This is a genomic window from Arenimonas sp. SCN 70-307, from assembly GCF_001724815.1.
Taxonomy (GTDB): domain Bacteria; phylum Pseudomonadota; class Gammaproteobacteria; order Xanthomonadales; family Xanthomonadaceae; genus Arenimonas.
The window spans coordinates 1-22,503 of record NZ_MEDO01000030.1 but is presented as its reverse complement, the minus strand read 5'-3'; the positions used below and the strand labels follow the sequence as shown (position 1 = coordinate 22,503).

Sequence of the window (22,503 nt, the reverse complement as noted above, 5' to 3'; positions counted from 1 at the left end):
CGCTTCGTTCCAGCGCCCCCGCCGGGGGCGCGCGCAAAGGACGAATGCCATGAATGCCCTGCCCACCGAGCTGCTGCGCCAGGCCCAGCAGCTCTCCGAGGAAGTCACCCGCCCGATCCCGGGCTCGCGCAAGGTCCACGTCGAAGGTTCGCGCCCCGACCTGAAGGTGCCGATGCGCGAGATCGCGCTTTCGCCGACGCCGCGCATGTACGGCATCCAGGAGCCGAACGCGCCCTTCACCGTCTACGATACCTCGGGCCCGTACACCGACCCGGACGCGCGCATCGACCTCGCCACCGGCCTGCCGGCCCTGCGCGCGGCCTGGATCGCCGAGCGCGGCGACTGCGCCCCGCTCGAAGGCCTGAGCAGCGAGTTCGGCCGCGCCCGCGCCGCCGACCCCAGGCTCGACGCCGTGCGCTTCGCCGGCCTGCGCCCGCCGCGCCGCGCCCTGGCCGGCCGCAACGTCAGCCAGATGCACTACGCGCGCCGCGGCATCATCACGCCGGAGATGGAATACATCGCCATCCGCGAGAACCAGCGCATCGAGGCCATCCGCGAGGCGCACCTGCTGCGCCAGCACGCCGGCGAGTCCTTCGGCGCCAACCTGCCCAGGCTCATCACGCCCGAATTCGTGCGCGACGAGGTCGCCCGCGGCCGCGCCATCATCCCGGCCAACATCAACCACCCGGAAATCGAGCCGATGATCATCGGCCGCAACTTCCTGACCAAGGTCAACGCCAACATCGGCAACTCCGCGGTGTCCTCGGGCATCGCCGAGGAAGTGGAGAAACTGGTCTACGCCATCCGCTGGGGCGCCGACACGGTGATGGACCTGAGCACCGGCAAGCACATCCACGAAACCCGCGAGTGGATCATCCGCAACTCGCCGGTGCCGATCGGCACGGTGCCGATCTACCAGGCCCTGGAGAAGGTGGACGGCAAGGCCGAGGAGCTGACCTGGGAGATCTTCCGCGACACGCTCATCGAACAGGCCGAGCAGGGCGTGGACTACTTCACCATCCACGCCGGCGTGCTGCTGCGCTACGTGCCACTCACCGCGAAACGCGTGACCGGCATCGTCAGCCGCGGCGGCTCGATCATGGCCAAGTGGTGCCTGGCGCACCACAAGGAGAATTTCCTCTACACGCACTTCGAGGAAATCTGCGAAATCATGAAGGCCTACGACGTCAGCTTCTCGCTGGGCGACGGCCTGCGCCCGGGCTCGATCGCCGACGCCAACGACGCCGCCCAGTTCGGCGAGCTCGAGACCCTGGGCGAGCTCACGAAGATTGCCTGGAAGCACGACGTGCAGACCATGATCGAAGGCCCCGGCCACGTGCCGATGCAGCTGATCAAGGAAAACATGGACAAGCAGCTGCGCGAGTGCGGCGAGGCGCCGTTCTACACGCTCGGCCCGCTGACCACCGACATCGCGCCGGGTTACGACCACATCACCAGCGCCATCGGCGCGGCCATGATCGGCTGGTTCGGCACCGCCATGCTTTGCTACGTCACGCCCAAGGAGCACCTGGGCCTGCCCAACAAGGCCGACGTGCGCGAGGGCCTGATGGCCTACCGCATCGCCGCCCACGCCGCCGACCTGGCCAAGGGCCATCCGGCTGCCCAGGCCCGCGACAACGCGCTCAGCAAGGCCCGCTTCGAGTTCCGCTGGGAAGACCAGTTCCACCTGGGCCTGGACCCGGAGCGGGCGCGTGAATACCACGACGAGACCCTGCCCAAGGACGCGCACAAGGTGGCCCACTTCTGCTCGATGTGCGGCCCGCACTTTTGCTCGATGAAGATCACCCAGGACGTGCGCGAGTATGCTGCCGGCAAGGGGGTCGCCGACGAGGCCCGGGCGCTGGAGGAAGGCCTGGCCGAGAAGGCGGCCGAGTTCCGCGCCCAGGGCGCGCAGGTGTACCACCGCGAATGAGGTAGCCGCCGTGTTCAAGCCCCGTCCGAGCATCGAGGCCCTGGCCTTGCCCGGCGGGGCCACGGCCTTCGTCATCGACGACGCGCTCGAGGTGCCGGCGCGCTGGCGCAACACCGGCGTACGGCATGCGGAGGGCTTCCGCCCGGACCCGCTGGCGGGCTACCCGGTGCAGCGCATCGCGCTGCCCGGTCCGCTGCTGGCGCCGCTGGGGCAGTTCTTCTCGGAGCACCTGCGCGACCGGCTCGGCTTCCGGCGCGTGCTCGCCACCCAGGGCTGGCTCTCGCTGGCCACGGCGCCGCCGCTGGCGCCGGTGCGCGCATCCGCGGCCGAGCCGGGGCAGGGCACGGCGGTGGCGGTGTTGTTTCTTTCCGAAGACCCGGCCACCGGCGGGCTGGTGTTCCCCGCCGCACCCCTGCTCGACGACGAGGACGCGGCACGGGTGCCGGCGCGCTACAACCGGCTGGTGGTCTTCGACGGCGGGCGCTGGCACGCGCCCGACATCACCTCGCCCGAACGGCTGGCAGCGGACCCCGCCACCGGCCGGCTGGTGCTCGAGGCCCGGTTCACCTGCCGGCGCCGGCTCGGCTGAGCGTGGGGCTCAGTAGTTGAGCTTCTCGGGGCTGTCGTTGAAGCGCTGCACCGAGTCGACGATTTCCTGGCGGGCCGCCTGGGCGCCCTCCCAGCCGTCGAGCTTGACCCACTTGCCCTTCTCCAGGTCCTTGTAGTGCTCGAAGAAGTGGCCGATACGGTCGAGCCAGTGCTGGCTGACCTGGTCGATGTCGTGGATGTGCGAATAGCCCGAGAACACCTTGTCCACCGGCACGGCCAGCAGCTTGGTGTCTTCGCCGGCCTCGTCCTTCATCTTCAGCAGGCCCACCGGACGGCAGCGGATGACCGAGCCCGGGATCAGGGTGAGCGGCAGGATCACCAGCACGTCCACCGGGTCGCCGTCGCCGCACAGGGTCTTGGGCACGTAGCCGTAGTTGCAGGGGTAGCGCATGGGCGTGGACAGGATGCGGTCCACGAAGATGGCGCCGGTGGCCTTGTCGACCTCGTACTTGACGGGCTCGGCGTCCTTGGGGATCTCGATGACGACGTTGATTTCGTTCGGCACGTCGCGGCCGGTGGGCACCAGGTCTAGGGCCATGGGGAAAAACTCCTGAATCCGCCCGGGGGAGGGCTTTGTGGGGGGCGCAAGGATACACCCTCCGTGGCAGGGCCCGAGAAATTGGGGGCTAGGCAGGGCCTTGGGCAGCGGCGAGAATGGCCACTGGCCCCCCGGAAGAGCACGCCATGGCAGCCCAATCCCTGCTCGACCCGAAGGCACTGGAACTGCTGCGCATGCTCGACCGCGACCGGCCCGGTGCCTTCAGCGAGTTCGTGCGCATGTTCGTGCACGAGGCGCCCGACCTGGTGAAGAAGATGGAAGCCGCCCAGGCCGCCGGCGACGCCGACGCCCTGGGCAAGGCCGCCCACTACCTGCGCTCGGCCGCCCTGGCCATGGGCGCCACCAACCTGGTGGACGCCTGCCACGCCCTCGAGCACCTCGAGGACCCGCAGCTGCAGACCGAGGCGGTGGACGCGCTGTTCGTGGACCTGCGGCGCAGGGTTCGCGACGCGCTGATCCTCCTGCTCCAGGAAGTCCCGCAGATCTGAGCTATTCGCTCAGACCTCCCACGATTCGCTGCGCGAAACGTGGGCCCCGGCTCATTCCCTCAAGAAAGGGGGTCAGGTTCACTTCTCAGAAGTGAACCTGACCCCCTTTCTTAAGGGCGCCTGTCCCCACAACAGCGAAGCCCCGGTTTCCCGGGGCTTCGTTGTTTCCAGCCTGCGAGCCCGCTTACAGCAGCGGGATCAGCAGCAGGGCCACGATGTTGGTGACCTTGATCAGCGGGTTCACGGCCGGGCCGGCGGTGTCCTTGTACGGGTCGCCGACGGTGTCGCCGGTGACCGCGGCCTTGTGGGCCTCGCTGCCCTTGCCGCCGTGGTGGCCTTCCTCGATGTACTTCTTGGCGTTGTCCCAGGCGCCGCCACCGGTGCACATCGAGATGGCCACGAACAGGCCGGTCACGATGGTGCCCATCAGCAGGCCGCCCAGCGCCGCCGGGCCGAGGATGAGGCCCACCAGCACCGGCACGAACAGCGGCAGCATCGAGGGCAGGATCATCTCGCGGATGGCCGCCTTGGTCAGCAGGTCGACGGCCTTGTCGTACTCCGGCTTGCCGGTGCCATCCATGATGCCCTTGATGTCGCGGAACTGGCGGCGCACTTCCTCCACCACCGCGCCGGCGGCGCGGCCCACGGCCTGCATGGCGTAGGCGCCGAACAGGTAGGGGATCAGGCCGCCGATCAGCAGGCCGATCAGCACGTCCGGGCGGTCGATCGAGAAGTTGACCGCCTCGCCGGCGGCCGCGGTCTTCTCGTTGAGCTTGTGCGCGTAGTCGGCGAACAGCACCAGCGCGGCCAGGCCCGCCGAACCGATCGCATAGCCCTTGGTCACCGCCTTGGTGGTGTTGCCCACGGCGTCCAGGGCGTCGGTGGTCTTGCGGATCTCCTTGTCCATGCCCGACATCTCGGCGATGCCGCCGGCGTTGTCGGTGATCGGGCCGTACGCGTCGAGCGCCACGATCATGCCCGCCATCGACAGCATCGACGTCGCCGCGATGGCGATGCCGAACAGGCCCGCCAGCTCGTAGCAGCTCCAGATCGCCAGGGCCACGGCCAGCACCGGCGCCGCGGTCGACTTCATCGAGACGGCCAGGCCGGCGATGACGTTGGTGCCGTGTCCGGTTTCCGAGGCCTTGGCCACCTGCTGGACAGGGGCATACTCGGTGGAGGTGTAGTACTCGGTGATCACCACCATCGCCGCCGTCAGGGCCAGGCCGATCAGCGCGCACCAGAACAGCGGCATCGCCAGCGCGTCGGCGAAGAGTTCGGTGCTGACGAAATAGAACGCCACCGCCGCCAGCACGCCCGACACCGCCAGGCCGCGGTAGAGCGCGTTCATGATCTTGCCGCCCGCGCTCACCTTCACGAAGAAGGTGCCGATGATCGAGGCGACGATGGACACCGCGCCCAGCACCAGCGGGTAGAGCACGCCGTTCCAGCCGTAGTCGCTGAAGTAGATGCCGGCGATGAGCATCGCCGCGATCACCGTCACCGCGTAGGTCTCGAACAGGTCGGCGGCCATGCCGGGAATGCCGGCCTCGACCTTGCCCACCAGGTCGGCGCCGACGTCGGCGCCCTTGGTGAAGATGCCGCCGCCCAGGCGCGCGAAGATCGAGATCAGCGAGGAACCGAAGGCCAGGCCGATCATCGGCTGCAGGGCCGCGTTCACCGAGGCACCGTCGGCGGCGCTGCCGCCCGAGACGAACCAGAAGTAGCCGGCCACGCCCAGCAGGCCCAGGCCGACGACCAGCATGCCGGTGATGGCACCGCCCTTGAAGCTGACGTTGAGCGCTTCATTGAGGCCCACCGTGGCCGCCTGCGCGGTGCGCACGTTGGCGCGCACGGAGACGAACATGCCGATGAAGCCGGCCGCGCCCGACAGGATGGCGCCGATCGCGAAGCCGATCGCCGTGGGCCAGCCCAGCGCCGGCAGGAAGCCGATGAGCAGGAACAGCACCACGCCGACGATGGCGATGGTCAGGTACTGGCGCCGCAGGTAGGCACCCGCGCCTTCCTGGATCGCCGCGGCGATCTGCTGCATGCGTTCGTTGCCGGCCGGCTGGCCGACGATCCACTTCGCGACCACGATGCCGTAAAGGATGGCGACCACCGCACAGGCGATCGCGAGATGTAGTCCGTACTGCTCAAACATGCCAACCCTCCCCAGAGTCAAACAGCGAACAAACGTAAGCGGCCGACCGGCCGCCCTTCCCGAGTATGTCCGAAGGCCGGGGGTGAAGCCACAGACCCCCCGGGCGCCGCGAAATGGCGCGATGGGCCCGCGGCCCTAGCAGTCCGGCGGGGGCCCGCTTCCGGGGCCGGGGCCCAGCACCGCCAGGTTCACCCGGGCCTGTGCGTGGCCCGGCTCGAGCTTCAGCGCGCAGGCATAGGCCGCGCGCGCACCGGCCTCGTCGCCGGCCTGCTGGAGCGCCCAGCCCAGGTTCACCCAGGCCCGCGGTTTGGCCGGCGAGTCCCGCACGGTGGCCTGCCAGAGCGCCAGCTCGCTGCGCCAGTCGTCGTTGCGGCGATGGCTGAGCAGGCCCATCCAGCACGCCAGCGCGAGCAGCGCGGCCTGTCCCGCCGGCCGCCAGCCGCGACCGAGCAGGGCCACCACCACCGCCATGGCCACGCCGGGCAATGCGAGGTAGAGGTGGCGGTCGTTGGCGAGGTCGAAGCGGGGCAGCAGCGAGTTGGTCGGCGCCAGCTGCAGTGCATACCAGGCGATGGCGAAGCCAAGCCATGGCCAACGCCGGCGCGACATGAGCGCCAGCAGGGCCGCCGAGGTCATCGCGGCGACCGTGCCCAAGGCGACGGCATCGAAGCCAGCCGGCAGGCGCAGGTCGGGGTCGAGGTTGGTGCGCAGGCCAAACAATGTATGGACGAACAGGTGTGCATGCGCCACGGTCTGGGCCAGCACCTGCGCGCCGGGGTCGCGCGTGCCGGCGCTGTGGGCGAAGAAGCGCTCGTAGCCCGGCAGCAGCAGCGCCGCGGCCGCGGCCAGCGCCAGCACCAGGGCATGCCCGCCCAGCCCGCGCAGCGAATCACGCGGGCCGGCGCCGCCGAACCAGGCCAGCAGCGCCAGCGCCAGCGGCAGCGTGAGCGCGGTTTCGCGCACGCCCAGCGCCAGGGCGAACAGCAGGGGCGACACCGCCCGCGACAGCCAGGGCAGGGCGCGGCGCTCGCCCTCGAGGAAGGCCAGCATCGAGGCCAGCCAGAACATCGCCATCAGCGACACCGAGCGCCCGCTGATGTAGGTCACGGCCTCGGTGGCCGCCGGGTGCAGCGCGAACAGCAGCGCCACCCACCAGGCCGCCGACGCGGCGGTGCGCTCCGGCGCCAGCCGCGCCAGCCAGTGGCGCGCCACGGCCCAGGCCAGCAGCACGTTCGCGGCGTGCACGAGCAGGTTGAAGGCATGGAAGGCCGCCGCGTCCGGCGCCACCGCCCAGTTGAGCGCGTACGAGAGTTTCAGCAGCGGCCGGATGCCCGGCATGGATTGCCACCAGGCCGCCAGCCCGTGCACCCGCGGTTCGTCGACGATGACGTGGTAGTCGTCGAACTGGAACGGACCGGCCAGCGCATTGAAGTAGGCCAGCGCCACCGCGGCGAGCAGGGTGAGCGCGCCGAAAACGCGGGCACGCGGCGAAAGCGGCGTCATCGTGGCGCAGGCGGCGACCGCCGGGCCTCGTCGAAGGCCAGCTCGATCAGGCCGGCGGTGTCCCACCAGCGGTCCGGCGCGTGCAGGAGGATCGCCAGCACCTCGTGGCCATCGCGCTCGACCAGCGCCACCAGGCAGCGGCCGGCGCCCGGCGTGTAGCCGGTCTTGAGGCCGATCGCGCCGGGCACCTGGCCGAGCAGGGCATTGGTGCTGCGCACGCTGAATCGGCGGCCGTCGAGCGAGGCGAATTCGAAGCGCTCGCGAGCGGCCTCCTCGAGCAGCCGCGGCTGCTGCATCACCGCGCGCGCCAGCAACGCGAGGTCGCGTGCCGTGCTGCCCTGGCCCGGGGCGTCGTGGCCGCAGGCGTTGGCGAAGCGGGTGTCGGCCATGCCGAGCTCCGCGGCGCGCTGGTTCATGCGCGCGACGAAGGCGGCATCGCTGCCGCCACCATGCCAGTCGGCCAGCGCACGGCAGGCATCGTTGGCCGAGCGCACCAGCATCGCGGCCAGCAGGTCGGAAGCGAGGAAACGTTCGCCCGCGCGCAGCCCCAGGCGGGTGCCGGTGGCCGCCGCCGCGGCGCGGCTGGTGGCGAGCGTGGCGTCGAGGTTGGCTTCCTCCACCAGCACCAGCGCGGCCATCAGCTTGGCCAGGCTGGCCACCGGCAGCACCTGGTCGGGCTGGCCGGCCCAGGCGGGACGGCCGTCTATCTCCACCCAGTAGGCGCGGGCGATGTCGGGGAAGGCGTCGGTCGGCGCGGCGGCGCGCACGCCGGGCGCGGCGGCCAGCGCCAGCCCGGCCGCGAGCAGCCAGCGCCAGGGCACGGCGTCAGCCTCCGATGAGGTCGCGCGCCGACCTGACGCGATCGCGCCACGTCGGCTTCTTCGGCTCCTCGGCCGGCTTGGTTTCGTCGGCCGGCGCGGCCGGCTGGGCACCGTCGCGGTTGCGCTGCTGCAGCGAACCTGCGGCATAGCGGCTGCAGAAGCCGGCGTGCGGCGAGGCGCGCAGGGCCGTGAAATCGCGGCCGGCGCAGTGCTTCGCGGCGGCCGCCTGGGCCTGGGCCGGGCAGCTGGCCACCACGAACTCGGCGTCCCTGGCCACGTCGGCCTCGTTGCAGGCCTTGGCCAGCAGGTCCGGGCAGTACTCGGTGATGAAGGCGTAGTCGCGCGCCTTGCCGGCCGCCGGGCAAGTCTTGGCCAGGGCGGCCTGGCGGCTCATGCCGCAGGCGGCGAACGCGTCCCAGAAGCTGGGCATGCCCGCCGGCGCGGCCGCCAGGTTCTGGCCGGCGCCAAGGATGTAGGCCGGCGTCACGTGCCGGGCCAGCATGGCGTCGCAATAGCGCTTCTTGTGGCTGGTGCAGATCGCGTCCGGGCCGGCGAACTGCAGGTACACCGCCGGGTCGGGCTGGGTCAGCAGGTCGTCGCAGGTGCGGGCCAGCATGGCCTTGCCCTGGGCTTCGGGCGATTCGGTGGCGTAGTCGCAGTCGCGGATCTTCTTGCCATCGAACGTCATGTTCATTTCGATGCGTTCGCCGTCGCTGCTGCCGACCATGTGCATCTTGCCGCGGTAGGCATCGGGGCCGAGCTGTTCGAACTCACCCTTGGCGGTCATCGGGTTTTGGCCGCGGCAGGTCATGGTGTAGCTGGACTTGTTGCCGCTGACCCTGAAGTCGGAGACCGTGCAGTTCTCGTCGTGCGGCACCATCTTTTCGCTGGCCTGGTTCTTCGGCCCGCACACCTCGACCGTCTGCGCCGGCATCTGGAAGGGCATGCCGACCATCTCCGTCCGGGTGGTGACGCGGTAGAGGTTGCCCGTGCCCGATTGCGCCAGCGCAGGGGCGGCGGCCAACAGGCACAGGACGAGGGCGGGGATGGCGACGAAGCGGTGCGGTGTCACGGACGGCCTCCAGGGGCAACGGGCGGGCTGCCGGATGCTCCGGATGGCCACGGTGGGCCGTGAGTGCCGGAGGTCACCGTGCCGTCCGTCCCCGGGGGCGCGGTTCAGCCGAAGGCGGGCAGCTTCTTCGCCACGGTCTGCAACTTGAGCCGAACGTAATCCGGCAGCCCGTCGGGCCGGTAGGGCGGCGGCGCCTCGCCGCGCACCAGCGGAGTCAGGTAGCGGCGGCAGGCGGCGGTGATGCCGTAGCCGTCGCGGCGGATGAAACCCTTGGGCATCTTCTTTTCGCGGTTGGCGATGTCGGCCAGCGGTGCCGGCACCACCTTCCAGCGGTAAGGGCTGTCGGAGGTGCGCACGATCGCCGGCATCACGCCGTTGAGGCCCTTGAGCGCGTACTCCACCGCGGCCTGGCCCACGGCCTGGGCGTGGGCGAGGTCGGTCCTGGAGGCGATGTGGCGGGCCGAGCGCTGCAGGTAGTCGGGCACGGTCCAGTGCACCTTCAGGCCCAGCTGGTCCTTGACGAGGCCGGCCAGCAGCGGGCCCACGCCGCCAAGCTGGCTGTGGCCGAAGGCGTCCTTGCCGCCGCCGGCGTCGGCCACGAAGCGGCCGTCGGCGTGGTGCAGGCCTTCCGACACGACCACGACGCAGTGGCCCACGCGGTCGACCGTGGCCTTCACCCGGGCCAAGAACGCGGCTTCGTCCCAGGGCACTTCCGGGAACAGGATGATGTGCGGCGCATCGTCCTTGCCTTCGCCGGCCAGGCCGGCGGCGGCGGCCAGCCAGCCCGCGTGGCGGCCCATCACTTCGTAGACGAACACCTTGGTGGAGGTGTCGGCCATCGCGGCCACGTCCAGCGCGGCCTCCGCCACCGAGACGGCGGTGTACTTGGCGGCCGAGCCGAAGCCCGGGCAGCAGTCGGTCACCACCAGGTCGTTGTCGACCGTCTTGGGCACGCCGATGCAGGTGAGCGGGTAGCCCGAGGCCTTGGCCAGCTGCGAGAGCTTGAGCGCCGTGTCGGCCGAATCGTTGCCGCCGTTGTAGAGGAACCAGCGCACGTCGTGGGCCTTGAGCACCTCGAGCACGCGCGCGTACTTGGCGGCGTCGGCTTCGAGCGACTTGAGCTTGTAGCGGCAGGAGCCGAAGGCCCCGCCCGGGGTATGGGCCAGGCCGCGGATGGCGGCGGCGGTCTCCTTGGAGGTGTCCACCAGCTCCTCGCGGAGCACGCCGAGGATGCCGTTGCGGGCGGCCAGGACCTTGACCCGGCGGGCCCGGGCGGCCTGGATGACGGCCCCGGCGGTGGCGTTGATGACGGCGGTGACCCCGCCGGACTGTGCGTACAGGAGCGTTCCTTTGCCCATGGTTTCCCTACCTTTGGTTTGACTTGTCGCGGCCCGGCCAGTAGCGTTTCACCGTCCGCACGGCCTGTCGGCGGCCCCACTATAGCCAAACGGGGTCGGGACGGCGCCGTGCGTCCTTGTTTATAGGGGTTCAAGCAGCATGCGACTGGTACTTCTCGGCGCGCCCGGTTCGGGCAAGGGCACGCAGGCCGCCAGGCTCCGCGAGCACCTGCAGGTGCCGCACATCTCCACCGGCGACCTGCTCCGGGCCGCGGTCCGGGCCGGCACCCCGCTGGGCCTGCAGGCCAAGGCCGTGATGGAGTCCGGTGGCCTGGTGTCCGATGAAATCGTGCTGGGCATGCTCGAGGAGCGCCTGACCGCCGGCGACACCGGCAACGGCTTCATCCTCGACGGCTACCCGCGCAACCTGGCCCAGGCCAACGCCCTCGACACCCTGCTCGCCCGCCTGCACCAGCCGGTGGACGTGGCGGTGCAGCTGGACGTGGACACCGAGCTGCTCATCGGCCGCCTCGCCGGCCGCGCCCAGGTCGAAGGCCGCGCCGACGACACCCCCGAGGCGGTGCGCAACCGCCTGAAGATCTACGACGAGGCGACCGCGCCGGTGGTGGAGTTCTACCGCCAGTCCGGCCGCCTGGTGCACCTGGACGGCGTGGGCACGATGGACGAAGTGTTCCAGCGCATCGTCGAGGCCCTGGCGCCCACCCCCGACGTCGGCTGACGGGCCGCGGCCCGCCGTGAAGCTGCACATCCTCGGAATCTGCGGCACCTTCATGGGCGGCGTCGCCGCCCTCGCGCGCGAACTCGGCCACGCGGTCGACGGCAGCGACCAGGCCGTGTACCCGCCGATGTCCACCCAGCTCGAGCAGCTGGGCATCACGCTCTCGAAGGGCTACGACCCGGCCCACATCACCGACGGCACCGACGAAGTCGTCGTGGGCAACGCGCTCTCGCGCGGCAACCCGGCGGTGGAGCACGTGCTCGACGCCGGCCTTCGCTACATCTCCGGCGCGCAGTGGCTGAGCGAGAACGTGCTGCCCGGCCGCGAGACCCTGGCCGTGGCCGGCACCCACGGCAAGACCACCACCACCTCGATCCTGGCCTGGCTGCTCGAGGCCGCCGGCCGCGACCCGGGCTTCCTGGTCGGCGGCGTGCCGGAGAACTTCGGCGTCTCGGCCCGCCTCGGCGGCGGCCGCGAATTCGTGGTCGAGGCCGACGAGTACGACACCGCCTTCTTCGACAAGCGCAGCAAGTTCGTGCACTACCGGCCGGTGGTGGCCATCCTCAACAACCTCGAGTACGACCACGCCGACATCTTCCCGGACCTGGCCGCCATCCAGCGCCAGTTCCACCACCTCGTGCGCACGGTGCCGCGCCGCGGCCGCCTGATCGTCAACGGCGAGGAAAAAGCGCTGGCCGAGGTGCTGGCCATGGGCTGCTGGACGCCGGTGGAAACCTTCGGCCTCGACGGCGGGTTCGACTGGACCGCGACCCTGCACGCCGCCGACGGCACCCACTTCGACGTGCTCCACCGTGGCGCCGTCGTGGGCACGGTGCGCTGGTCGCTGGTGGGCCGCCACAACGTGATGAATGGCCTGGCCGCGATCGCCGCCGCGCATGCGGTGGGCGCCGACATGGCGCGCGCGATCCCGGCGCTGTCGGAGTTCGTCAGCGTCAAGCGCCGCCTGGAGGTGCTGGGCGAGCGCGCCGGCATCACCGTGTACGACGACTTCGCGCACCATCCCACCGCCATCCGCACCACGCTCGAGGGCCTGCGCGCGCGCGTGGGCGCGGCGCGCATCGTGGTGGCGATGGAGCCGCGCAGCAATTCGATGCGCCTGGGTGCGCACGCCGACCAGATCGCGCCCTCGCTGGCGCAGGCCGACGCGGTGGTGTTCCTGCACCGCCCGGAGCTGGCCTGGGACGGCGGCAAGGTGGTGGCGGCGCTGCGCGGCGAGGGCGAAACCGTGCCCGATGCCGACGCGCTGCTGGCCGCGCTGGCCCGCCGCTGCCGCGCCGGCGACCACGTCGTGTTCATGTCCAACGGCGGCTTCGACGGCGCGCCGCGCCGCTTCCTGGCGCAGCTGGCGGGCTGAGCGGTGGCGCTGGCCGAACTGCCGCTGTTCCCGCTTGGCTCGGTGCTGCTGCCGGGCGGCCAGCTGTCGCTGCGCATCTTCGAGCCGCGCTACCTCGACCTGGTCAAGCGCTGCGGCCGCAGCGGCGAAGGCTTCGGCATCTGCCTGATCCTGGCCGGCCGCGAGGCGGGCGAGCCGGCCATCCCGGCCACGCACGGCACCGAGGCGGCGATCGTGGATTTTTCGCTCACCGACGACGGGCTGCTGGGCCTGACGGTGGAAGGCCGCCGGCGCTTTCGCGTCGAGCGCACCCGCGTGCGCGACGACGGCCTGGTGCTCGGCGACGTGCAGTGGCTCGAAGAACCCGCGCCGCAGCCACTGCGCGACGAGCACGCGCTGCTGTCGGTGCTGCTGGCGCGCATCCTCGACAAGGCCGGCATCGAGCACGAAGGCGTCGGCAAGGGCCTGCTCGCCGACGCCACCTGGGTGGGCTGGCGCCTCGCCGACTGGCTGCCCCTCGCGCCCACCGAACGCCTGGCCCTGCTCCAGGAGCCCGACCCGCACGCGCGCCTGCAGCAACTCATCGTCCGCCTGCCCGACTTCCAACCCGAATAGGCAGCCGTAGGAGCGCCTTCAGGCGCGAATCTTTTTCTCTGGGTGCCGGGAGCGTTCCCGGCAGCGGGCCGCCGCACGAGAAGTCCCCAGGCCGGACACGCCGCAAGTACGTCCATGTAGGCTCGTCGTCGACATCCCTGTCTCCGACGGTCCGGCCTGGGGACTTCTCGTGCGACGCCCCGCGGGTGGAATCTTGCCGGGGTTTCGAAAACATGGACGTTTTCGAAAAGCCTACATGGACGTATTCACGGCGTCCCCGGCAAACCTCTGCGCGTACGGCGGACCTTCGCCGCGAGCGAGCCCGGCGCCAAAAGGCCGAAGAGCAAATGATTCGCACCTGAAGGCGCTCCTGCAGGAGCAGGAGCGGGTCAGGGCGCGCGGGCGCGCAGGACGGGCTGCTGGTCGTCGCGGCGGGTCTCAATGGTGGCGTCGAGGTCGCCGAGGTCGTCGCGCAGGGGTTCGAGCAGGGCGTCTTCGCCGGGCATCACGCGCCAGTAGCTGAAGAAGTCCAGGCGCTGGGCGAACTCCAGCTTGTGCACGCTGCCGATCCACAGCGGCACCGCGCCCGGCTGCAGCTCGACCGGCCCGTGCCACAGGCGCAGCACCTTCATCTGCCCGCCGCCCGGTTCGCGCCGCACCATCACCATCGTCTCCGCGCGGCCCTGGTGCATCGAGGGCAGCACCGGCAGGTCGAGCGGCGTCGCGTCCTTGTCCATCGTCTGCAGCAGGCCCTGCCAGCCGCCGGTGCGGTAGTCCTGCCAGCCCGCGAGCAGCAGGCGCGCGCGCAGCGCATCGAGGCGGCCGGCGAACTGCACGTTCAGCGGCCAGGCGTCGCGCCCGTGCAGCTCGTTGCGGCGCGCGGGCAGCGAGGCCTGCCAGTCCTCGCTCCACCAGGCGTCCATCGCCAGCGGCGCCGGCGCGTGCGGCGGATCGAAACGGGCCAGCGTGTCGTCGGCCTGGCGGCTGCCGTGCCAGGCGGCCAGGCCCAGCACCGCGACGAAAAACAGCGTGGCGATCGGGCGCACCCAGAACGAGCGCACCACGCGGCGACGATAGGCGATGCCCAGGGCGGCGATCCACAGCAGGCCCAGCAGCGTGCCGGCGAGCACGTCGCTGAGCCAGTGCGCGCCCAGGTACAGGCGCGCGAAGCCCAGCAGCCCGACCACCAGCGCCGCCACCACGTAGGGCCAGGCGCGGTTGCGGCCCGGCAGCTCGCGCGCGATGAGCACCGCGAAGAAGCCGTAGACCACCGTCGCCAGCGTCACCGTCGCCGAGGGGAAGCTGAAACCCGGCACCGCGGTCGAGGCCGGCGGCTTGGGCATGTCGAGCAGCCAGCCCAGCAGCCAGGTCAGCACCAGCGCGAAGGCGGGCGCGGCCAGCCAGTGCCAGGCGGCGACGTGGCGGCGTCGCCAGAGCAGCCAGGCGAACACCGCCACCACGGCCGGTGCCAGCACCGCGGCGTCGCCGAGCGTGGCCAGGAAGGCCATCGGGATGTCGGCCAGCGGGTTGCGCAGGCCGAACATCAGCTGGTGCACGGTGAGATCGAGCTGCGACGGTGCGCTGCCGCCGCCGACCGAAATCAGGATGGTGAAAAAGCCCCAGCCGGCGAAGCCCAGCACCGCCGCCAGGAACAGCAGCGAGGCCGACTCGGGGCGGTTGGGGTCGATCAGGGCCTCCGAATAGCGGCCCAGCACCGGGTGGCGATGCGACCAGGCCAGCGCGCGCTCGAGCATTTCGGTGGCGTGGGCGCCGAGCCAGCGCCAGAGGTAGAACACCGCCGCCCAGATCGCCGCCACCAGCACCAGCAGCACCGCCAGCAGGATCGACAGCCGCCCGGCGACGGCCGCCACGAGGTCGAGCGAGGTGCCGAACACCCAGCCCGGCGCCAGGAAGGTGGCGGACCACACCAGGGCCGCGAAGCCGCTGGCCGGCACGTACTGGCGCAGCTTCATGCCCAGCATGCCGGCGATGGCCGGCACGAAGGGGCGGATGGCGCCGACGTAACGCGCCATCACGATCGACTTCATGCCGTGGCGGCGGAACGTGGTTTCGCCACGCTCGAGCCACTGCGGATGGTTGCGGAAGGGCCAGCGCTGGCGCAGCTGCGGGCCGAAGCGGCGGCCCACCCAGTAGCTCACGCCGTCGCCGGCGAAGGCGCCCAGCGTGGCGCAAACCAGCGCGTACGTGCCGTCCACGTGGCCCAGGCCTACCAGCGTGCCCACCGCGAACAGCAGAGGCACCGCCGGGATGGCCACGCCCAGGATGACCAGGGCGTCGCCGAAGGCGATCAGGAAGATGACGATGCCCGCCGCGATCGGATTCTGGCCGATCCAGGTGACGAGGGCTTCCAGGCGGGCTGAATCCATGGGCCGGGATTATAGGCTGGCCACCGAGTCGGCCGGTTTACACTTCGACCAAAGTTCAGGAGCCAGCCATGACCGACCTTCGCGGCAAGACCCTCTTCATCACCGGCGCTTCGCGCGGCATCGGCCTGGCCATCGCGGTGCGCGCCGCCCGCGACGGCGCCAACGTGGCCATCGCCGCCAAGTCGGGCGTGCCCAACCCCAAGCTGCCGGGCACCATCCACAGCGCCGCCGCGGCGGTGGACGCGGCCGGCGGGCGGGGCCTCGCGCTGCAGTGCGACATCCGCGAGGAGGAGCAGGTGCAGGCGGCGATGGCGGCCACGGCCGAGCGTTTCGGCGGCATCGACATCCTGGTCAACAACGCCAGCGCGATCTGGCTCAAGGGCGCGCTCGAGACGCCGATGAAGCGCTTCGACCTGATGCAGCAGGTCAATGCCCGCGGCACCTTCCTTTGCTCGCAGGTGGCGCTGCCCTACCTGCTGCGCTCGGCCAACCCGCACATCCTCACGCTGGCGCCGCCGCCCAACCTCGATCCGCGGTGGTGGGGCCCGCATACCGGCTACACGCTGGCCAAGATGGGCATGAGCTTCGTCACGCTGGGCCTGGCGGCGGAGTTCGGCCCGCGCGGCGTGGCGGTGAACGCGCTGTGGCCGCGCACGGTGATCGCCACCGATGCGCTGAAGATGATCCCGGGCACCGAGCCGGCCAAGTGCCGCACGCCGCAGATCATGGCCGATGCCGCGCACGCCGTGCTCACGCGGCCGGCGGCAGGCTTCAGCGGGAATTTCCTGGTCGACGAGCCGGTGCTGCGCGAGGCCGGCGTCACCGACTTCAGCGGCTACGCGGTCGATCCCTCGCAGCCGCTGCTGCCCGACCTGTTCCTCGACGAACCCGAACTGATGGAGGCCCTGCGCCGATGAAATACCTGCATGCCATGGTGCGCGTGCGCGACCTCGAGGCCTCGCTTCGCTTCTACCGCGACGCGCTGGGCCTGGTGGAGACGCGTCGCCGCGACTACCCGCAGGGCCGCTTCACCCTGGTCTACCTGGCCGCGCCGGCCAATCCGGAGGTCGAAGTCGAGCTGACCTACAACTACGACGACGAAGACTACGGTGGTGCCCGCAATTTCGGCCACCTGGCCTTCGCCGTGGACGATATCTACGCGGCCTGCGAGCGCCTGCAGGCGCACGGCGTCACCATCAACCGGCCGCCGCGCGATGGCCGCATGGCCTTCGTGCGCTCGCCCGACCAGATCTCCATCGAGCTGCTGCAGGCCGGCGACGCGCTGCCGCCGGCCGAGCCCTGGGCCTCGATGCCCAACACCGGGCAGTGGTGAAGACCGCGCGGCTCAGCCGAGCCGCGCCAGCGCCTGGCTGAAGTCGGCCAGCAGGTCCTCGCGGTGCTCGAGGCCGACCGAGACGCGCAGGAGGTTGGCGGGGCTCACCGCGTTCGCGCCTTCGATGGAGGCGCGGTGTTCGACCAGGGTTTCCGGGCCGCCCAGCGAGGTGGCGTTGATCGCCAGTTCCAGCGCGCCGGCCACGGCCAGTGCCGCTTCGCGGCCACCGCGCAGGCGGAAGCTGAGCATGCCGCCGGCGTCGCGCATCTGCCGCGCCGCCACCGCGTGGCCCGGGTGCGAAGCCAGGCCGGGGTAGTGCACCGCCTCGACGGCCGGGTGCGTGGCCAGCATTTCCGCCAGCGCACGGGCGTTGGCGCAGTGCCAGGCCATGCGCGCCGGCAGCGAGCGGCAGCCGCGCAGGATCAGCCAGGCGCTGAAGGGCGCGAGGATGCCGCCGGTGACGTGGCGGCGGTGGAACACGCGCTGATGGAAGTCGTCGCGGCGGGCGAACACCAGGGCGCCGCCCATCACGTCGCTGTGGCCGCCGAGGTACTTGGTGGTCGAATGCATCACCACGTCGGCGCCGAGCTCGAGCGGGCGCTGCAGCACCGGCGTGGCGAAGGTGTTGTCGCAGGCCAGCAGGGCGCCGTGGCCATGGGCCAGTGCGGCCAGCGCGGCGATGTCGCTCACGCGCAGCTGCGGGTTGGACGGCGTTTCGGCCCAGACGAGCTTTGTTTCCGGACGCAGCGCGGCCTGCACGGCGTCGAGGTCGGCCATGTCCACCGCGCTGGCGTGGATGCCGCGCTCGGGCAGGAACTCGGCCGACAGCGCGCGCAGGCCGGTGTAGCAGTCGGTCGGGATCAGCACGTGGCTGCCGGCCGGCAGCGACTCGAGCAGGCCCGCCATGGCGGCCATGCCCGAGCCGAAGCACAGCGCCGCGGCGCCGTTCTCGAGAGCGGCCAGGGCGGTTTCGAGGCGGTCCTGGGTGGGGTTGGACTCGCGCTGGTACTCGTAGCCGGCCACGCGCTCGCCGGCGGGGCCGTGGCGGAAGGTGGTGGCCAGGTGGATCGGCGGCACCACGGCGCCGGTGGCTTCGTCGGGCTCGCCACCGGCGTGCACGGCCAGGGTTTCGATGCGGCTCATCGTCAGGGCTCCAGGAGGTCGTATGCGGCCAGGTGCGCGCGCAGCCCGGCCTCGTCTCGGTAAGTGTGCGCCCGCAGGCCGGCGCGGCGCGCGCCCTTGGCGTTGTCGGGTTTGTCGTCGAAGAACAGGGCCTCTTCCGGCGCCACGCCCAGTTGCGCAAGGCAGCGTCGGAAGAGTTCGGGCTCGGGCTTGGCCAGGCCGAACTGCGCCGAGCAGAACACGCGGCCGGCGAACAGCGGCGCCAGCGGCGGACAGATCGTTTCGAAATGGTCGCGCAGCATCAGGCCGTTGTTGGTCAGGATGGCCAGCCTGGCCCGGCGGGCCGCGGCGCCGGCCAGCGCCAGCACCGCATCGTTGGCCTGCATGGCCGCGGCGCGGGCGGCCAGGCAGTCGTCCAGCGACACCGGCACGCCCAGGCGTTCACCCAGCGTCACGAGCACGCCGTCGGTGTCGATGCGGCCCAGGTCGGCCTCGCGCTCCAGGCCCGATTCGAACAGGGCGTGCGCCACCGCGGCCTCGCTGGCGCCGGTGCGTTCGGCCAGCGTTCGCAGGCGCGGCGCGTGTTCGTAGTGCGCCAGCACGCCGTCGAGGTCGAACAGCAGCAGCGCCGGCCGCCTCACCCCGCGGCGACCTCGCGGAAGGCTTCGCGCGCGGCGGCGATGGTGTGGGCCAGTTCGGCCTCGCCGTGGGCGCTGGACAGGAAGCCGGCCTCGAAGGCCGAAGGCGCGAAGTAGACGCCGCGGCGGAGCATGGCGTGGAAGAAGCGGTTGAAGGCGGCGGTGTCGCTGGCCACGGCCTGGGCGAAGGTCTCCACCGGCTCGTTGTTGAAGTACAGGCCGAACATCGCGCAGGTGCGGGTGGTGGTGACGGCGACGCCGGCTTCGCGCGCGGCCATTTCCAGGCCGTCGCAGAGCACGTGGGTGGCCGCCTCGAGCCTGTCGTGGAAGCCGGGCGCCTGGATCAGTTCCAGCGTGGCCAGGCCGGCAGCCATGGCCACCGGGTTTCCGCTGAGCGTGCCGGCCTGGTAGACCGGGCCGGCCGGCGCCACCTGCTGCATCAGGTCGGCGCGGCCGCCGTAGGCGCCCACCGGCATGCCACCGCCGATGATCTTGCCGAAGGTGCTCAGGTCGGGCGTCACGCCGTAGCGCGCCTGGGCGCCGCCGAGCGCGACGCGGAAACCGGTCATCACCTCGTCGAAGATCAGGATCGCGCCGTGCTTGGTGCACAGCTCGCGCAGGTGCTGCAGGTAGCCCTCGCGCGGCAGGATGCAGTTGGCGTTGCCGACGATGGGCTCGACGATCAGGCCGGCGATCTCGCCGCCGACCTCGTCGAAGAGCTTCGTGGCGGCGTCGAAATCGTTGTAGGGCAGGGTGAGCGTGAGGTCGGCCAGGCCCTTGGGAACGCCCGGCGAATTGGGCAGGCCGAAGGTGAGCGCGCCCGAGCCCGCCTTCACCAGGAAGCTGTCGCCGTGGCCGTGGTAGCAGCCCTCGAACTTGACGATGCGGCTGCGGCCGGTGGCGCCGCGCGCCAGGCGGATGGCCGAGAGCGTGGCCTCGGTGCCCGAGTTGACCATGCGCATCATCTGCATCGACGGCACCAGCTTGCGCACGGTCTCGGCCATGGTCACTTCCAGGGCGTTGGGCACGCCGAAGCTCAGGCCGTCGCGCAGGGTGCGCTCGACCGCCTCGAGCACCTTGGGGTGCGCGTGGCCGGCGATCATCGGGCCCCAGCTGCCGATGTAGTCGACGTAGCGGTTGCCGTCGACGTCGATCAGGTAGGCGCCCTCGGCGCGCCTGGCGAAGAAGGGCTCGCCGCCGACCGACTTGAACGCGCGCACCGGCGAATTGACGCCGCCCGGCATCAGGCCGAGGGCGCGGGTGAAGAGTTCGTGGCTGGTGGCGGTGTTCATTCGTTCGTGGTCCCGGTGTCGGTGTGTTCGAAGGCGCGCTGGAAGGCGCGCAGGGCGTCGGCCGGGTCGGGAGCGTCGAAGACGCCGCCGATGACGGCCAGCAAATCGGCGCCGGCGCGTACCAGGCCGGCGGCATTGTCGGGCGTGATGCCGCCGATGGCCACCACCGGCCGGCCCAGCGCGCGGCCGGCCTGGAGCAGCTGCGGCCCGGCGCGGCGCGCCAGCGGCTTGGTGCCGGAGGGGAAGAAGGCGCCGAAGGCGATGTAGTCGGCGCCGGCGGCCACGGCGGCGCGGGCGCGTTCGAGGTCGTCGTAGCACGAGGCGCCCAGCCACAGGCCGGGGGCCTGCGCGCGGGCCCCGGCGATCGCGCCGTCGTGTTCGCCCAGGTGCGCGCCGGCCGCGCCGACCTGCAGCGCCAGCCGCCAATCGTCGTTCACCACCAGCGGCACGGCGTGGGCTTCGCAGCGGGCCTGCAGCGCCCGGGCCTGTTCGGCCCGCAGCGCCGGGCCGGCGGCCTTGTTGCGGTACTGCAGCAGCGCGGGGCGCAGCGCGAGCAGCGGTTCGAGCCGCGCCAGCAGGTGGCCGGTGTCGGCTTCGTCGGGAGTGAGCAGGTAGACGCCGCGGCGCGGCCAGGTGAAGGCGGTTTTCATTTCGGCCGGGCCGTGGGGATGCGAGAATGGTAACCCTGAACCCCCTGCAGGCCCCGCGAAGACGATGAGCAGCACCGATACCGCCACCACCTACCGCACCTGGATGTGCGTCGTCTGTGGCTTCATCTACAACGAGGCGGATGGTCTGCCGGAAGAGGGCATCGCCCCGGGCACGCGCTGGGAAGACATCCCCGACACCTGGGTGTGCCCGGATTGCGGCGTCACCAAGGACGATTTCGAGATGGTGCCTGCCGGCTGAGGCCGGCCCTTCAGTTCAGCCGGGTCGGTTCGCCGGCCAGTTCCACCAGCGCTTCGCGCACCGACTCGATGTCGCCGGCCTCCGGAAGCAGCTGCAGGTAACGCGCGAGGTCTTCGCGCGCACCCTTTGCGTAACCCAGCTCGCGATAGGCCAGGCCGCGGTCGCGCAGCGCCTCGGCGGTGTCGGGCGACAGCTTGAGCAGGCGGTCGGCGGTGCGCGCCACGCGCTCCCAGTCGCCGCTGGCCTGGTAGAGCCCCTTGAGGTTGCGCAGCATGCGCATGAGGATCGCGCGGTGCGAGGCCGGCGCGAGGATCTGCAGCAGCTGGCTGTCGTCCGGCATCTGCCCGCCGAGGTGCGGCGAGGCGCGCTCGCGCAGTTCCTCGGCGCTGACCGGCCGGCCCTTGTTGTAGGGGTCTAGTACGAGGATGCCGTCGTCCACCGGCAGGCGCACCAGGAAGTGGCCCGGGAAGGACACGCCGTCCAGCGGCAGCCCGAGCCGGCGCGTCACTTCGATCTGGATCACCGCCAGCGAAATCGGGATGCCCAGCTTCCGGTCCACGACCTGGTTGAGGTAGCTGTTGCGCGGGTCGTCGTACTGGCTGTTGTTGCCGGCGAAGCCGATTTCCTCGAACAGGTAGCGGTTGATGGCGGTCAGCCGCGACGGCAGGTCCGCGTCGCCCTCGAGCTGCGGGCGCAGCGCTTCGGCGTAGGTCTCCACCTGCTCGGTGACGCCGCGCGGGTCGAGGTCGGGATACTCGTCGCGGGCGATCAGCAGCGCCGTGTCGAGCAGCGGCACTTCGTCGTCGCCCAGGGCGGCGAGGGTGTTCCAGTCGGGCAGCGGGCTTTGCGTGTGCATGGAGCCAATGTGGCCCCGCCGCCGGCGCGAATCAAGGCTTGCCGCGTTCGGGGATGCCGGGGCCGAACACGATCTCGTCACCCGGCTGCGCGCCGAGCTTGCCGGCCTGGCCGGCGTTGAGCTCGAGCACGTACAGCGCCGGTCCGGCGCTGGGGTAGGGCGGGCAGCGGTCGCCCAGCGAGCAGGGCGGAACATTGCGCGACACCGACACGAGCTTGCGCGAGGCGTCGAAGTAGAAGATGTCGAGCGGGATCTTGGTGTTCTTCATCCAGTAGGCGAGCGGGCGCGGTGCGTCGTGCACGAACAGCATGCCGGTGCCGTCCGCCAGCTGTTCGCGGAACATCAGGCCGCGTGCGCGCTCGTCGTGGTCGTCCGCCACCTCGACGGTGAAGCGCTGGCCGCGCAGCTCGACCCACTGGCCGCTGTCGGTGGCGCAGCCGGGCAGGGGCAGGAGGGCGGCGAGCATCAGTGCGGTGAGGGCGAGGCGCATGGCGGGCTTCCTGGGGTGTCGCCCGGACGTTCGCCATTGCCCGCCGGGGTGTCAAGCCGACGGCCGGGTGAACGGGCCCGGCCGGCACCCCCTTCCCAAGCCGTGGGCGCCCCGCTATAGTTCGCGGCCCTCGACGGCCGGCACGGCGGAAGGGGCGGAAAAAGTCGGCACCAAGGTGTTGACGTCCTCCGAAACCGCCGTATAATGTGCGGCTCCCTCGGGCGAAACGCCCCCGGGCCAGAAGGCGAAAGGCCTTCGGTGAAGAAGATCTTTGACAGTGTGCGCAGGAAATTTGTGCGGGCG

General features: G+C 71.3%; 22 protein-coding genes. 9 read left to right on the top strand and 13 right to left on the bottom strand.

The window, feature by feature from the left end; all coding sequences use genetic code 11:
- Positions 1 to 49 precede the first annotated feature (49 nt).
- Positions 50 to 1,933: a phosphomethylpyrimidine synthase ThiC gene (gene thiC / locus ABS41_RS13330; protein ID WP_290595112.1), complete on the top strand. Its 1,884-nt coding sequence runs from the start codon at positions 50 to 52 to the stop codon at positions 1,931 to 1,933.
- Between the two features lie 10 nt (positions 1,934 to 1,943).
- Complete coding sequence (locus ABS41_RS13325; RefSeq protein WP_290595111.1) at positions 1,944 to 2,522, top strand: DUF6445 family protein; 579 nt, start codon at positions 1,944 to 1,946, stop codon at positions 2,520 to 2,522.
- Positions 2,523 to 2,531: 9 nt separating this feature from the next.
- On the opposite strand, the gene ppa is transcribed toward ABS41_RS13325, so the two are convergent.
- Positions 2,532 to 3,080 (bottom strand): inorganic diphosphatase, encoded by a 549-nt coding sequence (gene ppa, locus ABS41_RS13320; RefSeq protein WP_290595110.1) that lies wholly within the window; start codon positions 3,078 to 3,080, stop codon positions 2,532 to 2,534.
- A gap of 146 nt (positions 3,081 to 3,226) precedes the next feature.
- Between ppa and ABS41_RS13315 the strand changes: the two genes are divergently transcribed.
- On the top strand, positions 3,227 to 3,589 hold the full coding sequence (locus ABS41_RS13315; RefSeq protein WP_290595109.1) for an Hpt domain-containing protein: 363 nt from the start codon (positions 3,227 to 3,229) through the stop codon (positions 3,587 to 3,589).
- Positions 3,590 to 3,773: 184 nt separating this feature from the next.
- On the opposite strand, the gene ABS41_RS13310 is transcribed toward ABS41_RS13315, so the two are convergent.
- The 5 genes from ABS41_RS13310 to ABS41_RS13290 all read right to left on the bottom strand — a co-directional run bounded on the left by ABS41_RS13310 (position 3,774) and on the right by ABS41_RS13290 (position 10,507).
- Positions 3,774 to 5,753, bottom strand: coding sequence for a sodium-translocating pyrophosphatase (locus tag ABS41_RS13310; RefSeq protein ID WP_290595108.1), 1,980 nt, complete (start codon positions 5,751 to 5,753; stop codon positions 3,774 to 3,776).
- Between the two features lie 135 nt (positions 5,754 to 5,888).
- Positions 5,889 to 7,256 (bottom strand): hypothetical protein, encoded by a 1,368-nt coding sequence (locus tag ABS41_RS13305; RefSeq protein WP_290595107.1) that lies wholly within the window; start codon positions 7,254 to 7,256, stop codon positions 5,889 to 5,891.
- On the bottom strand, positions 7,253 to 8,077 hold the full coding sequence (locus tag ABS41_RS13300; RefSeq protein ID WP_290595106.1) for a serine hydrolase: 825 nt from the start codon (positions 8,075 to 8,077) through the stop codon (positions 7,253 to 7,255). Before ABS41_RS13300 ends, ABS41_RS13305 begins: the two co-directional genes overlap by 4 nt.
- 4 nt (positions 8,078 to 8,081) lie before the next feature.
- Entirely contained in the window at positions 8,082 to 9,149 is a 1,068-nt protein-coding gene (locus tag ABS41_RS13295; RefSeq protein ID WP_290595105.1) for a DUF3617 family protein, read from the bottom strand.
- A 104-nt stretch (positions 9,150 to 9,253) separates the two neighbouring features.
- A complete protein-coding gene (locus tag ABS41_RS13290) occupies positions 9,254 to 10,507 on the bottom strand; it encodes a 6-phosphofructokinase (RefSeq protein ID WP_290595104.1) in 1,254 nt (417 codons plus the stop codon).
- Positions 10,508 to 10,646: 139 nt separating this feature from the next.
- Between ABS41_RS13290 and ABS41_RS13285 the strand changes: the two genes are divergently transcribed.
- From ABS41_RS13285 to ABS41_RS13275, 3 genes are read left to right on the top strand one after another with little or no spacing between them, the layout of a single operon-like run.
- Positions 10,647 to 11,225: an adenylate kinase gene (locus ABS41_RS13285; protein ID WP_290595103.1), complete on the top strand. Its 579-nt coding sequence runs from the start codon at positions 10,647 to 10,649 to the stop codon at positions 11,223 to 11,225.
- 16 nt (positions 11,226 to 11,241) lie between these two features.
- The gene (gene mpl, locus ABS41_RS13280) at positions 11,242 to 12,600 is read left to right on the top strand and encodes a UDP-N-acetylmuramate:L-alanyl-gamma-D-glutamyl-meso-diaminopimelate ligase (RefSeq protein ID WP_290595102.1); all 1,359 of its coding nucleotides are present in this window, start codon (positions 11,242 to 11,244) and stop codon (positions 12,598 to 12,600) included.
- A 3-nt stretch (positions 12,601 to 12,603) separates the two neighbouring features.
- Positions 12,604 to 13,194, top strand: a complete 591-nt coding sequence (locus tag ABS41_RS13275; protein ID WP_290595101.1) for an LON peptidase substrate-binding domain-containing protein — start codon at positions 12,604 to 12,606, stop codon at positions 13,192 to 13,194.
- A gap of 368 nt (positions 13,195 to 13,562) precedes the next feature.
- Here the strand turns inward: ABS41_RS13275 and ABS41_RS13270 are convergent, their stop codons facing one another.
- Entirely contained in the window at positions 13,563 to 15,560 is a 1,998-nt protein-coding gene (locus tag ABS41_RS13270; RefSeq protein WP_290595100.1) for a bifunctional DedA family/phosphatase PAP2 family protein, read from the bottom strand.
- Positions 15,561 to 15,628: 68 nt separating this feature from the next.
- Between ABS41_RS13270 and ABS41_RS13265 the strand changes: the two genes are divergently transcribed.
- Together ABS41_RS13265 and ABS41_RS13260 are read left to right on the top strand one after the other, a co-directional pair.
- Entirely contained in the window at positions 15,629 to 16,477 is an 849-nt protein-coding gene (locus ABS41_RS13265; protein ID WP_290595099.1) for an NAD(P)-dependent oxidoreductase, read from the top strand.
- The gene (locus ABS41_RS13260; RefSeq protein WP_290595098.1) at positions 16,474 to 16,893 is read left to right on the top strand and encodes a VOC family protein; all 420 of its coding nucleotides are present in this window, start codon (positions 16,474 to 16,476) and stop codon (positions 16,891 to 16,893) included. The genes ABS41_RS13265 and ABS41_RS13260 overlap by 4 nt, the downstream gene beginning before the upstream one ends.
- Before the next feature lie 12 nt (positions 16,894 to 16,905).
- On the opposite strand, the gene ABS41_RS13255 is transcribed toward ABS41_RS13260, so the two are convergent.
- From ABS41_RS13255 to thiE, 4 genes are read right to left on the bottom strand one after another with little or no spacing between them, the layout of a single operon-like run.
- Complete coding sequence (locus ABS41_RS13255) at positions 16,906 to 18,036, bottom strand: aminotransferase class I/II-fold pyridoxal phosphate-dependent enzyme (RefSeq protein ID WP_290595097.1); 1,131 nt, start codon at positions 18,034 to 18,036, stop codon at positions 16,906 to 16,908.
- A gap of 2 nt (positions 18,037 to 18,038) precedes the next feature.
- A complete protein-coding gene (locus tag ABS41_RS13250) occupies positions 18,039 to 18,656 on the bottom strand; it encodes an HAD-IA family hydrolase (protein ID WP_290595096.1) in 618 nt (205 codons plus the stop codon).
- On the bottom strand, positions 18,653 to 19,945 hold the full coding sequence (hemL, locus tag ABS41_RS13245; RefSeq protein WP_290595095.1) for a glutamate-1-semialdehyde 2,1-aminomutase: 1,293 nt from the start codon (positions 19,943 to 19,945) through the stop codon (positions 18,653 to 18,655). Before hemL ends, ABS41_RS13250 begins: the two co-directional genes overlap by 4 nt.
- Positions 19,942 to 20,595, bottom strand: coding sequence for a thiamine phosphate synthase (thiE, locus tag ABS41_RS13240; protein ID WP_290595094.1), 654 nt, complete (start codon positions 20,593 to 20,595; stop codon positions 19,942 to 19,944). Before thiE ends, hemL begins: the two co-directional genes overlap by 4 nt.
- 64 nt (positions 20,596 to 20,659) lie before the next feature.
- On the opposite strand from thiE, the gene ABS41_RS13235 reads away from it, so the two are divergent.
- Complete coding sequence (locus ABS41_RS13235) at positions 20,660 to 20,854, top strand: rubredoxin (protein ID WP_290595093.1); 195 nt, start codon at positions 20,660 to 20,662, stop codon at positions 20,852 to 20,854.
- A 10-nt stretch (positions 20,855 to 20,864) separates the two neighbouring features.
- Here the strand turns inward: ABS41_RS13235 and ABS41_RS13230 are convergent, their stop codons facing one another.
- Together ABS41_RS13230 and ABS41_RS13225 are read right to left on the bottom strand one after the other, a co-directional pair.
- The gene (locus ABS41_RS13230; protein WP_290595092.1) at positions 20,865 to 21,710 is read right to left on the bottom strand and encodes a SirB1 family protein; all 846 of its coding nucleotides are present in this window, start codon (positions 21,708 to 21,710) and stop codon (positions 20,865 to 20,867) included.
- Between the two features lie 31 nt (positions 21,711 to 21,741).
- Positions 21,742 to 22,200: a DUF192 domain-containing protein gene (locus ABS41_RS13225; protein ID WP_290595091.1), complete on the bottom strand. Its 459-nt coding sequence runs from the start codon at positions 22,198 to 22,200 to the stop codon at positions 21,742 to 21,744.
- Between the last annotated feature and the right edge of the window lie 303 nt (positions 22,201 to 22,503).

Bases quoted from the DNA above. Each gene is read 5' to 3' on its own strand.
- thiC (WP_290595112.1), top strand. From the start codon at position 50: ATGAATGCCCTGCCCACCGAGCTGCTGCGCCAGGCCCAGCAGCTCTCC.
- ppa (WP_290595110.1), bottom strand. From the start codon at position 3,080: ATGGCCCTAGACCTGGTGCCCACCGGCCGCGACGTGCCGAACGAAATC.
- ABS41_RS13315 (WP_290595109.1), top strand. From the start codon at position 3,227: ATGGCAGCCCAATCCCTGCTCGACCCGAAGGCACTGGAACTGCTGCGC.
- ABS41_RS13310 (WP_290595108.1), bottom strand. From the start codon at position 5,753: ATGTTTGAGCAGTACGGACTACATCTCGCGATCGCCTGTGCGGTGGTC.
- ABS41_RS13305 (WP_290595107.1), bottom strand. From the start codon at position 7,256: ATGACGCCGCTTTCGCCGCGTGCCCGCGTTTTCGGCGCGCTCACCCTG.
- ABS41_RS13290 (WP_290595104.1), bottom strand. From the start codon at position 10,507: ATGGGCAAAGGAACGCTCCTGTACGCACAGTCCGGCGGGGTCACCGCC.
- ABS41_RS13285 (WP_290595103.1), top strand. From the start codon at position 10,647: ATGCGACTGGTACTTCTCGGCGCGCCCGGTTCGGGCAAGGGCACGCAG.
- ABS41_RS13270 (WP_290595100.1), bottom strand. From the start codon at position 15,560: ATGGATTCAGCCCGCCTGGAAGCCCTCGTCACCTGGATCGGCCAGAAT.
- ABS41_RS13265 (WP_290595099.1), top strand. From the start codon at position 15,629: ATGACCGACCTTCGCGGCAAGACCCTCTTCATCACCGGCGCTTCGCGC.
- ABS41_RS13260 (WP_290595098.1), top strand. From the start codon at position 16,474: ATGAAATACCTGCATGCCATGGTGCGCGTGCGCGACCTCGAGGCCTCG.
- ABS41_RS13255 (WP_290595097.1), bottom strand. From the start codon at position 18,036: ATGAGCCGCATCGAAACCCTGGCCGTGCACGCCGGTGGCGAGCCCGAC.
- hemL (WP_290595095.1), bottom strand. From the start codon at position 19,945: ATGAACACCGCCACCAGCCACGAACTCTTCACCCGCGCCCTCGGCCTG.
- thiE (WP_290595094.1), bottom strand. From the start codon at position 20,595: ATGAAAACCGCCTTCACCTGGCCGCGCCGCGGCGTCTACCTGCTCACT.
- ABS41_RS13235 (WP_290595093.1), top strand. From the start codon at position 20,660: ATGAGCAGCACCGATACCGCCACCACCTACCGCACCTGGATGTGCGTC.
- ABS41_RS13230 (WP_290595092.1), bottom strand. From the start codon at position 21,710: ATGCACACGCAAAGCCCGCTGCCCGACTGGAACACCCTCGCCGCCCTG.
- ABS41_RS13225 (WP_290595091.1), bottom strand. From the start codon at position 22,200: ATGCGCCTCGCCCTCACCGCACTGATGCTCGCCGCCCTCCTGCCCCTG.